Source organism: Burkholderia sp. Se-20373, assembly GCF_017104705.1.
Taxonomy (GTDB): domain Bacteria; phylum Pseudomonadota; class Gammaproteobacteria; order Burkholderiales; family Burkholderiaceae; genus Burkholderia.
The window spans coordinates 56155-69846 of sequence record NZ_JAAGPH010000025.1; the positions used below are offsets into that span (position 1 = coordinate 56155).

The 13692-nt window shown below is 68.4% G+C and carries 14 protein-coding genes; 1 reads left to right on the top strand and 13 read right to left on the bottom strand.

The genetic code is table 11. From position 1 onward, the window contains the following. Window positions 1-99: 99 nt before the first annotated feature. The 5 genes from G3N96_RS11650 to G3N96_RS11670 form a co-directional block, all read right to left on the bottom strand. The gene (locus G3N96_RS11650) at window positions 100-993 is read right to left on the bottom strand and encodes a LysR family transcriptional regulator (RefSeq protein ID WP_206137304.1); all 894 of its coding nucleotides are present in this window, start codon (window positions 991-993) and stop codon (window positions 100-102) included. Between the two features lie 96 nt (window positions 994-1089). Further along, window positions 1090-1917: an alpha/beta hydrolase gene (locus tag G3N96_RS11655; RefSeq protein WP_206137305.1), complete on the bottom strand. Its 828-nt coding sequence runs from the start codon at window positions 1915-1917 to the stop codon at window positions 1090-1092. 248 nt (window positions 1918-2165) lie between these two features. Beyond that, window positions 2166-2549, bottom strand: a complete 384-nt coding sequence (locus G3N96_RS11660) for a VOC family protein (RefSeq protein ID WP_206137306.1) — start codon at window positions 2547-2549, stop codon at window positions 2166-2168. A 22-nt stretch (window positions 2550-2571) separates the two neighbouring features. Continuing rightward, window positions 2572-3534, bottom strand: a complete 963-nt coding sequence (locus G3N96_RS11665; protein WP_206137307.1) for a hydroxymethylglutaryl-CoA lyase — start codon at window positions 3532-3534, stop codon at window positions 2572-2574. 22 nt (window positions 3535-3556) lie between these two features. Further along, window positions 3557-4747 (bottom strand): CoA transferase, encoded by a 1191-nt coding sequence (locus G3N96_RS11670; RefSeq protein WP_206137308.1) that lies wholly within the window; start codon window positions 4745-4747, stop codon window positions 3557-3559. Between the two features lie 250 nt (window positions 4748-4997). Here G3N96_RS11670 and G3N96_RS11675 point away from each other — a divergent pair, with 250 nt between their 5' ends. Beyond that, window positions 4998-5963 (top strand): D-2-hydroxyacid dehydrogenase, encoded by a 966-nt coding sequence (locus G3N96_RS11675; protein ID WP_206137309.1) that lies wholly within the window; start codon window positions 4998-5000, stop codon window positions 5961-5963. Window positions 5964-6250: 287 nt separating this feature from the next. On the opposite strand, the gene G3N96_RS11680 is transcribed toward G3N96_RS11675, so the two are convergent. The 8 genes from G3N96_RS11680 to G3N96_RS11715 form a co-directional block, all read right to left on the bottom strand. Further along, window positions 6251-6463 carry a hypothetical protein gene (locus G3N96_RS11680; protein WP_006497261.1) on the bottom strand — a complete coding sequence of 71 codons (213 nt, stop codon included), beginning with the start codon at window positions 6461-6463 and terminating at the stop codon, window positions 6251-6253. Window positions 6464-6643: 180 nt separating this feature from the next. Continuing rightward, window positions 6644-7081, bottom strand: coding sequence for a hypothetical protein (locus tag G3N96_RS11685; RefSeq protein WP_089425443.1), 438 nt, complete (start codon window positions 7079-7081; stop codon window positions 6644-6646). Between the two features lie 122 nt (window positions 7082-7203). Further along, window positions 7204-8127 (bottom strand): ABC transporter permease, encoded by a 924-nt coding sequence (locus G3N96_RS11690; protein ID WP_206137310.1) that lies wholly within the window; start codon window positions 8125-8127, stop codon window positions 7204-7206. Next, entirely contained in the window at window positions 8127-8999 is an 873-nt protein-coding gene (locus G3N96_RS11695; RefSeq protein WP_206137311.1) for a sugar ABC transporter permease, read from the bottom strand. Before G3N96_RS11695 ends, G3N96_RS11690 begins: the two co-directional genes overlap by 1 nt. A 37-nt stretch (window positions 9000-9036) precedes the next feature. Then, a complete protein-coding gene (locus G3N96_RS11700; RefSeq protein ID WP_206137312.1) occupies window positions 9037-10122 on the bottom strand; it encodes an ABC transporter ATP-binding protein in 1086 nt (361 codons plus the stop codon). Between the two features lie 49 nt (window positions 10123-10171). After that, window positions 10172-11338, bottom strand: a complete 1167-nt coding sequence (locus G3N96_RS11705; protein ID WP_206137313.1) for an extracellular solute-binding protein — start codon at window positions 11336-11338, stop codon at window positions 10172-10174. A gap of 317 nt (window positions 11339-11655) precedes the next feature. Beyond that, a complete protein-coding gene (locus G3N96_RS11710; RefSeq protein ID WP_124584319.1) occupies window positions 11656-12231 on the bottom strand; it encodes an alpha/beta hydrolase in 576 nt (191 codons plus the stop codon). A 16-nt stretch (window positions 12232-12247) separates the two neighbouring features. After that, entirely contained in the window at window positions 12248-13576 is a 1329-nt protein-coding gene (locus G3N96_RS11715) for an MFS transporter (protein WP_206137314.1), read from the bottom strand. Between the last annotated feature and the right edge of the window lie 116 nt (window positions 13577-13692).

Below are 13692 nucleotides of genomic sequence, written 5' to 3' on the forward strand. Positions count from 1 at the left end.
TTGACCTGTTTTCGATTGACCGTGTGCCGCAATCGCGTTGAGAACCCTTGAATGGTCAAAGCATCTTGTCGGAAACAGGGGCTCGGAGGCAGCCCCGCCTCACCTTGCCGACATGAAATCGAACAGCTTCGCGATATCGGTCGTCAGCACGGTGCCCGCCTTCACCCCCACCCACAGCGTTCTCGTTGCCCACGCGTCGTCGAGCTTCACGACCCCGAGCCGCGCCGCGCGCTCGCCGGTCACCGCATCGCGCGGCAGGATGCCGATGCCGAGCCCTGCCTCGATCATCCGGCTCACGCCGTCGAAATTCGATACCTGGATGCGCAGCTTCAGCGAGCGCTCGACCGCGAACGCGGCGTCGGTCATGCGCGCGAGCAGCGAACTGCCGTCACTGAGCCCCACGTAGTCCTCGTCGAGCGTATCCGCGAAGCGGATGCTGTCGCGCGCGGCGAACCGGTGCGTGCGCGGCACGAGCAGCACGAGCTCGTCGCGCCGGTACAGCCGCCGCTCGATGCCGGGGGCCGGCACGTTGTCGGCGAACACGCCGAGATCGGCCTTGCCGGCCGCGAGCGCGTCGACGATCTCGTGGCTCAGCCGCTCTTCGAGGCTGACCTTGATGCCCGGATGGTCGGTGAGGAACGCGGCGAGATCGGCGGGCAGGAACTGCACGATCGCGGACGTATTGGTCCACACGTGGATATGGCCGCGCACACCGGCGACGTAATCGCTCATCTCGTGCGCCATCCGGTTGACCTGCTCGATCACTTTCGCCGCATGGTCGAGCAGCGCGCGGCCCGCGGGTGTCAGCTCGACACCGCGCGCATGCCGGACGAACAGCGCACTGCCTGTCACGCTTTCGAGCTCGGCGATGCGCTTGCTGACCGCGGACAGCGTGAGCTGGCCGTGTTCGGCCGCTTTCGTCAGGCTGCCGTGCTCGGCGACGAGCGCGAACACGCGCAGCGACTGCAGATCGAAATGAAGCGGGTTCACCATGTCGTGGGTCCTGGGAAGGCCGTGCCGGCGCCTGCCGTCGGCGCGGCGGCCTGACGCCGATCATACGCCCGGCCGCCCCCGCGCGATACGGCGCGCCTAGCGCGGCGCGATCGACAACAAGGCGGAGAGCATCGCGCCGTCCGGCGCCTCGAGATCGTCGAGCACGTCGAAGTGCTGCATGCCGGGCAACCCGACGTGAACGATTCGTTCGCCGGCCGCTTCGCATGCTGCTGCATAGTCGCGTGCTTGCCGGACGAGTTCGGGCAGCTCGGCTTCGCCGACCGCCACGACCGTCGGCGCGCCGGGCCCGACATGGCGCAACGGGCTGTACGCTTCGATTTCGTGCGCGGTGAGCCGCAGCTTGTCGTTCAGGCAGCACAGCGAGATCGGTTCGAGATCGACGAGCGGGCTGATCGCGAGCGCCGAGACGACGGCCGGATGCGCGCGGTACACGGCCGTCAGGTGGCCGCCCGCTGAATGGCCGCTCAGGTGGATCGGCCGCTTCGCGGTGCCGAGGCCGTCGGGGTCGTTCGCCAGGTAGTCGAGCAGCGCGCCGATCTCGCCGACGATGTCGGCCATCGTCGCGATCGGCGCGAGCGTGTATTCGGCGAGTATCACGTCGAAACCGCGTGCGAGCGGCCCGCTTGCCGCGTACGCGAAATCCTCTTTCGCGCAGTGCTGCCAGTAGCCGCCGTGAACGAACACGAACAGCGGCGCATCGGGCTGGCCGCACGACAGCCAGTCGAAACGCTGAGCGGGTTGCGCGCCGTAACGCAGGTCGTGCCGGACGGACGCGGTGGCATAGAGCGCTGCGCTGCGCGCCTGCATCGACGTCAGCAACGCGGGGAAATCGGGCACCACCTTCGTGTTCAGATAAGCGGCATCGAGCGCCGCGCGGTCCATGCCGCGATAGAGGATCGTCATCGGGAATTGCCTGGGTCGGGTTGCGGAAGCGCGGACGCGAGCGTTGCGTCCGCTGCGAAGGCGGCTTCTCAGTCGCCGATGCACGCATTATCCGCAGCGCGGCACGGGCCGGCTATCCGGAATCGGCGAGCGCGGAAACCGGCTGTCCGATTTCGGCGGGAGATCGGCGCGGCATGCAGTCGCACCGTGATCAGGTCCGCACGCGTGAGTGCGAAGCGGCGATACGACGTGGTGGTGCGCCGGTGTGCTCAGATCAACTCGGAGATCTCGATCAGGTTCAGGTCGGGATCCCGCAGGTAGACCGACCGGATCTTCTGCGTCGCGCCCGTGCGCTCGACCGGCCCTTCGACGATCGGCCAGTCGACGCGCTTCAGGTGTGCAATCACGTCGTCGAGCGGTATCGACGCGATGAAGCACAGGTCGAGCGCGCCGGGCACCGGCACGTGCGCTTTCGGTTCGAACTCCGCGCCACGCACGTGCAGATTGATCTTCTGGTTGCCGAAGCGGAAGGCGATCCGGCCGGCGCCGAAGGTTTCGAGCTGCATCTGCAGCACCTCGATGTAGAAATGCTTCGTCCGGTCGGGATCGACGCAGGTCAGCACGAGATGGTCGAGGTGATCGATCAGCGCCATGAGGTTCGCTCCTGTTCGTGGTTCATGAGAATGCGCGTTGCGCGGGCATGTCGCCGGCGTCCGCGCGCGGCGGCGGATGAAGGTCCGAGCGGCGCCCGGCTTTCAGGATCTGGCTCGGCACGTCATGCCCGATCAGCGCGGGCAGCCGTGCCGACGCGACCAGCACGGCCGCGAGATCGATGCCCGTATCGTAGCCGTCGAGTTCGAGCATGTGCACGAGTTCTTCGGTGCACGCGTTGCCGGTCGCCCCTGGCGCGTACGGGCAGCCGCCGAGGCCGCCGAGCGACGCGTCGAAGCGGTCGATCCCGGCGTCGAGTGCCGCGAGTGTGTTCGCGAGCGCCATCCCGCGCGTGTTGTGGAAGTGCAGCGTGAGCGGCAGCGCGCCGAAGCGTTCGCGCGCCCGTGCCGACAGGTCGCGCACTTGCGACGGAAACGCCATGCCCGTCGTATCGCACAGCGTGAAGCCCTGCACGCCGAGATCCGCGAAGCGCTGCATCCATGCGAGTACGCCTTCGGCTGCGACATCGCCTTCCATCGGGCAGCCCATCGCGGTCGACAGCGACACGTTGGTCGCGACACCGGTGCCGCGTACCGCGTCGATCACGTCGCGCAGTTGTGCGAACGACTGCTCGCGCGTCATCCGCAGGTTCGCGCGGTTGTGGCTTTCGCTCATCGACATCACGAGGTTCACTTCGTCGACGCCGCACGACAGCGCGCGCTCCGCCCCGCGCACGTTCGGCACGAGCACCGTATAGACGACGCCGGGTGCGCGCGCGATGCCGTGCATCACGGCCTCCGCGTCGCGTAACGCGGGGATCGCCTTCGGCGACGTGAACGACGTGACCTCGATCTTCGCGTAGCCGCACGCGCTCAGCGCGTCGACGAGTGCGATCTTGTCGTCGGTGTCGACGAAGGCTGCTTCGTTCTGGAAACCGTCGCGCGTCGCGACTTCGTGGAGGTAGAGCCGTTTGCGTTGCCCGTTCATGTCGTCGTCTCCGGGTTCGGGTTCAGATCACGCCGCGCGTGCGCCAGTCGCCGCGCGTCGCCGCATCGATGCCGAGCGATTCGAGTACCGCGTCGGTATCCGCGCCGAGCGCGGGCGCTGCGTGTTCGATGCGCCCGGGCGTCGCGCCGAGCTTCGGCACGATGCCCGGCACGAGTACCGGCGTGCCGTCGGGCAACGCGGCATCGACGAGCATGTCGCGGGCGCGGTAATGCGGGTCAGCCGCGATGTCGGCCACGTCGTAGATGCGCCCGGACGGGATGCGCGCGTCGTTCAGCGCGGCCAGCACGGCGTCGAGATCGTGCTGCGCGCTCCATTCGCCGATCGCCGCGTCGATGCGTTCGACCTGCGCGACGCGCCCGTCGTTGTGCGCGAGCGCGGGATCGTTGCCGAGATCGGGCCGGCCGATCAGCTCCATCAGGCGCCGGAAGATGCTGTCGCCGTTGCCGGCGATCAGTGCGTACTTGCCGTCACGGCAGCGGTACGCGTTGGTCGGCGCGATGCCGGGCAGGCTGCTGCCGGCCGCCTCGCGCACGGCGCCGAATGCCGAGTATTCGGGCAACAGGCTTTCCATCATGTTGAATACCGATTCGTACAGCGCGACGTCGACGACCTGCCCCTTGCCGCCCTGCTGCTCGCGATGCCGCAGCGCAAGCAGCACGCCGATCACGCCGTGCAGCGCCGACAGCGAATCGCCGAGCGAGATGCCGACGCGCACCGGCGTGCGGCCAGGCTCGCCGGTCAGGTGCCGCAGGCCGCCCATCGCCTCGGCGATCACGCCGAAGCCGGGGCGGTCGCGGTACGGGCCTGTCTGCCCGAAGCCCGACACGCGCAGCATCACGAGCCCCGGGTTGATCGCGGACAACGCGTCCCAGCCGAGCCCCCAGCCCTCGAGCGTGCCGGGCCGGAAGTTCTCGATCAGCACGTCGGTCTCGGCCACGAGGCGGCGCACGACGTCCTGCCCTTCGGGCGTGCGCAGGTCGAGCGTGAGCGAGGCCTTGTTGCGCGACTGCGCGGCCCACCAGACCGACGTGCCTTCATGCAGCCGCCGCCATTTGCGCAGCGGGTCGCCGAGCCCGGGCGGCTCGACCTTGAGCACGTCGGCGCCGAATTCGGCGAGCATCCGGCCCGCGAACGGCCCGGCGATCAGTTGGCCGAGTTCCAGCACGCGAATGCCGTCCAGGGGGCGTGTCATGGCTGTCTCCGATGCAATCGTGGTGTCGATGAAGGCGATCATGACGGCGTTCGCGCCCGGCGAAAATCGATCGATGCTCAACCAGCCTTTCCGTTTCGGAAAGGCGTGCGTCGCGCCCCTCACGCAGGCGTTGCGTCAGCCTTTCCATCCGGGAAAGCGCGCTCGCGCAACGGGCAAACGACGGCACGCGCGCCGCCGGCAGAATCGAACCCGTTCCGCGCCCGCCGGGCGCCTGTCAGCGAGACCCGCCATGTTTTCTGCTTCCTCTCCCGCGAAGATCGTGTTTCTCGACCGCGCGACGCTGTCGCCGCGCACCGTGCTGAAGCCGTTTCCGTTCCCGCACGTATTGCGGACCTTCGACCGGACGGCCGCGCACGAGATGGCCGCGCGCATCGGCGACGCGGACATCGTCGTGACCAACAAGGTGCGGCTCGACGCGGCAGCGCTCGCCGATGCGCGGCGCCTGCGGATGATCGCGATCGCCGCGACGGGCACCGACATCGTCGATCTCGACGCATGCGCGGCGCGCGGCATCGTCGTGAGCAACATTCGCGGGTATGCGGTCCGCACGGTGCCCGAGCATACGTTCGCGCTGATCTTCGCGCTGCGCCGCAGTCTCGTTGCATACCGCGACGCGGTGCGTGCGGGGCGCTGGCTCGACAGCGGGCAGTTCTGCTTTTTCGATCATCCGATTCGCGACCTGGCCGGCTCGACGCTCGGGATCGTCGGCGACGGCGTGCTCGGGCGCGCGGTGGCCGGCATCGCCCGCGCGCTCGACATGCGGGTGCGGTTCGCGGCGCACGGCGATGCGGCGGGAGACGACTACGCGCCGCTCGACACGCTGCTGCGCGACAGCGACGTGATCACGCTGCACTGCCCGCTCACGCCGGCGACGCGGCACCTGATCGACGCGGCCGCGTTCGCGCGGATGGCGCGCCGGCCGTTGCTGATCAATACCGCGCGCGGCGGGCTCGTGGACGAAAGCGCGCTGGTCGACGCATTGCAGTCGGGGCAAATCGCGGGCGCGGGGTTCGACGTGGTCACGCAGGAGCCGCTGCCGGCCGCGCATCCGTTCCACGCGATCCTGTCGCATCCGGCCTTCATCCTGACGCCGCACATTGCGTGGGCGAGTGACGAAGCGATGCAGGCGCTGGCCGATCAGCTCGTGGACAATGTTGCCGCGTTCGTGTGCGGCACACCTCGGCACGTCGTGTGACGCGCGTGCCGCATGGCGTTCCGGAAGGTGATGTGAACCGCGCAAACAGAACGGCCCCGCTCGATGGCTCGAAGCGGGGCCGGCAGAATGTGGGGCTGCTTACGCCAGCGACTCGGCACGTTACGGGTTCGTGCATCCGCCCTATCTTGCGGCCGGTTTCTGAATTCCTGATGGGCTCTACTTTAAGGAATCCAGACGACCAGCGATATAGGACAAGTCCGAAACTGAATGGGACGAACGCTGGAAACGCCCGTTTCGATCGCAGCGCACCGCGACCGACGCGTATCTCAGTAAGCCGACATTTCGACGCAAGGATCGACCTTGGACGGCGAGCAGATGACCGAGTACTTGGCGCTCTCGCGCATCAGCGCTTCGCCTTCGTGCAGCGCGATCTTGATCTCGGGGTGACGCTCGTACGCGAGGAATGCCGAGCACACGACGGCGGACATCACGACGAGGGAAAACACAAATTTTTCAAGGGTTTGGAAACGTTCAGGCATGGCTCGACCTATCTCTTAGGCCGTGATTATATCTCGAAATTAGGGTTTTCCCTATAACCGGGCCCGCATACCGAGGATGCGTTCGGTCTTGGGGAGCCAGGCATTCGCACCCCATTTCGGCGAATCGGTGTCGCACGCGGGTCGCGCCGGTCGAATGGGCGCCACCGCGCCGCCGACGCGTCACTGCGGCGCCGACGCCCCGCTCGCCGCATTGCCCGGCCACGCCTTGCCGATTTCGTCGACCAGCGACTTCGCGGTGCCGGTGACGATCGCCGCGTCGACGCCGGACGTCTGCCACGCGCCGTCGGCGGCCTGCACGAAGGTCAGGTTCGCGCGCGAAGGCTTGTAGTCGGCATTGCGCCACGTGACGACGACGTCGCACGAGTAGGTGCGATCGCCGAGCTTCTTGCAGTCGCCGTCGGGTTTCGCCGACACGACATCGGCAGAAACCGGCAGCGGCTGGCCGAACAGCGCATTCAGGCCGCCGTGGTTTTCCGCCTCGAGCGCGCGGCGCACGGCGGCGTCGACGTCGCTCGAGCCGGGGCCGTCGTGGAGCAGGTTGCAGGCGGCCAGCAGCGTCGATGCACCGGCGAGTGTCAGCAGCGTGTGGAACTTCATGGATATCCGTGATCGGGTGAACGCCGCGTAGTCTGCAACGTCCGCGTGTCGCGCGCGGTATCCATTTGTAACCAATTGCACGGAGGCGCGCGCGGCATTGCGTGCCCGTGCGTCGCCCTCGCCTATTGCCGCTCCTGCTTCACGCGGCTGACGAGCTGCGTCGGGCTCACGAACTGCAGCGCGATCACGACCCACACGAGCGTGATGGCCATGTAGATCATCGCCATCGCGTCGATCGATTGCGGCGCGCGCACGCCGGTCGAGAACACCGCGTAATACAGCGCGACGACGAGCGTCTGCGTGCTCGGCCCCGCGGTGAAGAAGGTCAGCTCGAACATCCCGATCGTGCGCACCAGCACGAGCAACCCCGCCGCGAGCATGCCGGGCACCAGCAGCGGCAGCAGCACGTAGCGGAAATAGCGCCACGTGTTCGCGCCGAAGATGCGCGCGGCGGCTTCGAGATTCGGATCGATCTGCTCGATGAACGGCGTCATCACGAGGATCACGAACGGCAGCGCCGGCACGAGGTTCGCGAGGATCACGCCGGGCAGCGTGCCCGCGAGCCCGACCTTGTACATCACGGTGGCCATCGGGATCCCGTACGTGACGGGCGGCACCATCAGCGGCAGCAGAAACACCAGCAGCGCGAAGCGCTTGCCGCGAAACCGCACGCGCGCGAGCGCATACGCGGCCGGCACGCCGAGCGCGATCGACAGCAGCACGACCGCGCCGACGACCTCGACGGTCACCCACAGCACGCTCGCGAGCTGGAAGTCTTCCCATGCCTTCGCGTACCAGTGGAGCGTGAAGCCCTGCGGCAGCGGCGTGCCGAACCAGCGGGTCGCGATCGAGTTCACCGCGACGGTCGCGATCAGCAGCATCACGTTCAGCAGGAAGAACGCCATCAGCCCCCACACGAGCGCCTTCCAGGCGCGGCCGGCGAGATTGCTCGCCATCTTCCGCGGTTTCCTCGCGTCGACGGGCCGCGCATCGGGCGTGTCGTGCTTCGGCGGCCAGGTGCGCGCGGCATGATTGTCGGTCGCCATCAGCCCTTGCCTCCCGTCACCGCGCCCGTACAGAAGAAGCGGCGCGCGCCGAGCATCGACGCGACCACCAGCAACTGCACGAAACCCATCACGATCGCGATCGCCGATGCCAGCGAATAGTCGTAGCTCTCGAACGCGGCTTCCGCCGCCGCGATCGAGATCACGCGCGTGGGCCCGGCCGGCGCGCCGAGCAGCACGGCCGACGGGAACACCGAGAACGCCTGCACGAACGACAGGCACGCGGCCATCGTCAGCCCCGGCACGAGCAGCGGCAGGTAGATCTGCCGGAACTGCTGCCACGGGTTCGCGCCGAGCGTTGCCGCTGCGCGCGCGAGCGTCGGGTCGATGCCGCTGATGTACGACAGCATCAGCAGGAACGCGAACGGAAAGCCCGACACGATCAGCGACAGCAGCACGCCCCAGTAGTTGTGCGTGAGGCGCACTTCGTCGGTGTACAGGTGCAGCCCCTGCAGCGCTTGCGGGAACCAGCCGTTCGGCCCGAAATACGTGAGCATCCCGTCGGCGACGAGCACCGTGCCGAGCGTGACGGGAATCACGAGCAGCGTCGTGACGAACTTCTGGTACGGCGAGTGGCGGCGCAGCGCGAACGCGATGGGCACCGCGATGCCGACGTTGAGCAGCGTCGCCGGCACCGCGAGCTTCAGCGTGACGAGCACGGTCGGCCACATCGCCGTGTCGGTGAAGAACTGCACGTAGTTCGCGAGCGCGCCGCCGCCGTTCATCGGCTGGAACGACAGCACGAGGCCGTACGCGAACGGATAGATGAACAGCGCGACGATGAATGCGAGCGCGGGTGTGACGAGCCACGCTTTCGCGTCGCGCGGCGTGCCGCCGGATGCGGCCGTGCTCATGCGGCCTCCCGGTATGACGGCGCGGCGGCCACGCCGCTCATGTCGGCGCTCCCGGGTAGACGAGCGTGCGTGACGGCGCAACGCGCAGCCGCAGCGGCTCGCCTTCCGTGAATTCGCCGGCGACGCGCGCCCAGATCGGGCCGAACGGCGTGACCGCGCGGATCAGCGAATCGCGGCCGCCGTACTCGACCGTTTCGACGGTCGCGTCGAACGCGTTCGTGTTGTCGCCCGCATCGTCTGCCCGCTCGATGTCGTCGGGGCGCAGCGCGACCACGACCTCCTTCGTATCGAAGCCGGCCATCGGCACGCCGGTGAGTTGCGTGCCGCCCCCTGCGACCTTGACGTAATCGCCGGCCATGCCTTCGAGCGTGAACGGCAGCACGTTGCGATAACCCATGAAGCGCGCGACGTGCAGGTTGTGCGGGCGCGTGTAGACGTCCTTCGGCGTCGCGACCTGCTGCACGACGCCCTCCTTCATCACGACGATGCGGTCGGCCATCGACAGCGCCTCGTCCTGGTCGTGCGTCACGTAGATCGTCGCGCGTTCGAGCTGCGTGTGGATGCGGCGGATCTCGGCGCGCATCTCGATGCGCAGCTTCGTATCGAGGTTCGACAGCGGCTCGTCCATCAGCACGAGCGGCGGCTCGATCACGATCGCGCGCGCGATCGCGACGCGCTGCTGCTGCCCGCCCGACAGTTGCCCGGGCAGCTTGCCCTCGTGGCCGACGAGCTGCACGAGTTCGAGCGCCTGCTGCGCGCGCCGCCGCGTGTCCTGCTTCGGCACGCCGCGCATCTTGAGGCCGAAGCCGACGTTGTCGAGCACCGACATGTGCGGAAACAGCGCGTAGTTCTGGAACACCATCCCGAAGCCGCGGCGCTCGGGCGGCAGCACGTCGATGCGCGTGTCGTCGAGCCAGATGCCGCCGCGCGTGAGCGGCTGCAGCCCCGCGATGCAGTTGAGCGCGGTCGACTTGCCGCAGCCCGACGGGCCGAGCAGCGCGATGAATTCGCCGCGCCGGATCTCGAGATCGAGCCCGTTCAGCGCGGCGACCTGCGCGCCTTCCGCATTGGTGAAGCTGCGGCACACGCCATCGAGCCGCAGCCGTTCGAAACTGTGCTTCATTGCGCGAACTCCCTCGACGCGGGCGCCGCGGCGCCCGCCGGTTCATGCGTCACTTCGACTTCTGCGAACCGATCTCGCGATCCCACTTCTGGAACGCGGCGACCATCGCCTGTGCGTTGAGCGGCTGCACGTGCGGGCGATCCGCGAGCAGCTTCGCGTACTCGGGGCGGCCGAACTTGCGGACCACCTCCTGGCTGTGCGCGGGCGCCATCTCGAGCGTCACGCCCTTCACCGCCGGGCCCGGGTAGAAGTAGCCGTCGTCGTAGGTCATCGCCTGTTGCGCCGGTTCGAGCAGGAAGTTCATCAGCTTGAACAGCACGTCGAGCTTTTCCTTCGGCACGCCCTTCGGGATCACCATGTAGTGCGCGTCGTTGACCCACGTCATGTTGTCGAAGGCCTGGATTTTGAACTCGGCCGGCACGATGCCGAGCGCGCGCGGGTTGAGGTCCCAGCCGGTGACGGTCACGGTCATGTCGCGCGTGCCCTCGCCGAGTTCCTTCATCACCGCCGACGTGCCGCCCGGGTAGTACGGCACGCAGTCGTTCAGCGCCTTCAGGAACGCCCAGGTCTTGTCCCAGCCGTTGATCGGATCCTGCGGATTCTTGTCGCCGAGCACGTACGGCAGCCCCATCAGGAACGTGCGGCCGGGGCCCGAGTTCGCCGGGCGCGCATAGATCAGCTTGTTCGGGTGCGCCTTGCACCAGGCGAGCAGCTGATCGGGCGTCTTCGGCGGGTCGCTGACCTTCGCCGGGTTGTATTCGAGCAGCGGGCCGGCCGGCATGTAGGTGACTTCGAGGCCGTAGCCCTGCGCGAGATCCTGCATCTTGCGCGGGCCGGGCGCGTACTTGTCGAGCACGCCGGGAAGCGCGGCCGCATTCTCGGGCAGCAGCTTCTGCCACAGGTTCTGCTCGATGCCGGCGGCCAGCGCGTCGGTGCCCGTCAGCACGAGGTCGATGTCGGCGCGCCCCGCCGCCTGCATCGCCTTGATCTTGCCCGGCAACTGCGGCGCGGGCGCGTTCGTGAACGTGACGTTCGAGACGAGGTTCGGGTTCTTGTCCTTGAAGGCTTCGATGGCCTTCTGCGTGAGCTGCAGGTTGCCCGCGACATCGACGATGTTCAGCGAGACGGGGGCGGCAACGGCGGCCGCGGCAGACAGCGTGAAGCCCAGCGCGAGTGCGATCCGGCGGACACGGCGAGCGATCGGGGTGGCGTTCATGTCTCCTCACTTCGGTCGGTGGATGGGACCTTTCTTTTCAGGAAATCATGACGGCGTTATACGATGTCGGTCAACAAAAAACGACGGCGTGCGGGGCGGGACTTTCCCTGACAAATACCTTCCGTTTGTTGAAGATTTGCGTGTCGGCCGAGGCTGGGGCGTCGTGCCGTGTCGATGGTGCTTCGTGTTAAGACGTCGTATCTCGGCGGATGGCGAAATGGAATCGGTTCGGGGCCGCATCGCGACCCGACGGTGACGGCGCGCGCGCCGGGCACCCGGTCGGGCGCGGCGCGCGGAAGGCAGGAATATTCAGTCAGTCAGGCGGCGCCGAGTGCGGCCACCTCCCCGATCAACCGCTCGGCATCCCGCCACTCGCCATACCCCGACGCCGGGTTCAGATGCCCGACCTCCCCCAGATCGACGAGCTTGCTGCCCCATCCGGCCGCCAGCGCCTCGGCACGTTCGAAACGCGCGAGCGGATCGTTGCGGCTCGCGGCGACGATGCTCGGAAACGGCAGCCGTCCGGTCGGGACCGGCGTCCAGCCGTTCGCGGCGATCGCATCGGGCGCCGGATAACCGGCGGGCATCGGCGACTCGAGATCGGCCGGCGCCGCGAGCAGCGCGCCGTGGATCTGGCGCGTGGCCTGCCGTGCCCAGTGCACCGTAATCATCACGCCCGCGCTGTGCGCGACGAGGATCACCGGGCCGTCGATCTCGGCCAGCGCCGCATCGAGCGCCGCGACGCGTGCGGCACGGCTCAGCTTGTCGGCTTCGAGCGGCGCGACGGCGCGCGCGTTCGGCAGGCGTCGTTCGAGGTGCGTCTGCCAGTGGTCGTCGACGTGATCGCGCAAGCCGGGCACGATCAGGATGGTGGGTGAGGTCGTCAGGGTCATGCAGTCTCCGAAGCGTTCAGGAAAGGTGGGACGCGCGCCGTTCGCGTTCGACGCGCGCGAGGTCGGCCACATAGCTCGCGCGTCCGATCGCGAACAGCACGGCGGCCATCAGCGGCACGGCGGGAATCCATTGCAGCGCGCCGACGAGGCCCGCGCGATCGGCGACCCACCCCGTCAGCAGCGGGCCCGGCGCCATGCCGAGCAGGTTGTTGGCGAGCGTGAGCGTCGCGAACGCCGACGCGTGGATCGCGGCCGGCGTCAGGTTCGCGACCATCGCGCCCGACGCACCGGATGCGCCCGCGCCGACCAGCATCCCCGCGCAGATCAGCGCGAGCTGCAGCGGCCCGGGCGGCAGCCGGAACGCAATCGCGAGGCACACGCCCGTGAGCACGCAATACGCGATCGCGGTCAGCCACTTGCGCTTGCCGTCGATCTTGCCGACGCGGTCGGTGACGATTCCGCAACCGACCATCCCGACGCCCGCGAGCAGCACGAAGCCGGCCGCGAGCACCGCCGCGCGGTCGGGCGCCATCGCGTAGTAGCGGTTCAGGTAGCTCGGCAGCCACGCGAACAGCGCGCCGGGCACGAACAGGTGCAGCCCGCTGCCGAGGTACGCGCAGATCACCGAACGCGATGCGAACAGCCCGGACATCAGCGCGCGCACGTTGCCGCGCAGGCCGCGCGGCGCGCCGGCGTCGCGCCGGCACGGTTCGATCCGATACGCGGCGAGCCGCCGTTCGGTCACGACGCAGCGATACGCGACGAGCAGCACGATGCCGAGCGCGGCCATCACGCCGAACGACCAGCGCCAGCCGAGATGCGCACCGACCAGCCCGCCGAGCGCCATCCCGAACACGGAGCCGAACGCGCCGCCGGCCATGAACGCGCCGGTCAGGGTCGCGCGCAGCCGTGCCGGAAAGATGCTCAGGATCAGCGCGACGCCGACGCTGCCGTACGCGGCTTCACCGAGCCCGACGAGGCCGCGTGCGACGAGCATCTCCGCGTAGTTGGTCGACAGCGCGCAGCCGAGCGTCGCGACGCTCCACAACGCGGCCATCAGCACGATGCTGCGCACGCGTCCGAAGCGGTCGGCGAGTACCGATAGCGGGAACGTCAGCAGCCCGACCAGCAGCGCGACGACGCCGGACAGCGAACCGAGCTGCGTGTCCGACAGCCCCCACGCGTGCTTGAGCAACGGGAATACGGCATTGAGCACCTGCCGCGACATGTAGTCCGACAGCAGCAGGCCGACGGTCAGCCCGAACACGAGCCACGCATACGCGGGCGCGCGCCGGCCGGCGGAAGCGACGTCCTGCATCGACGGCTCGACTTGATGGATCAGCATGCGTGTCTCCTCCGGCGCCGGAGGGCGTGCTCCGGCGCGGCTTGCGTGGCCCCGCTCCGTGGCCTGGAGTCAGCCCCCGCGCCGTGCGCGGGGATGGGTGCCACGCCACAACGGTC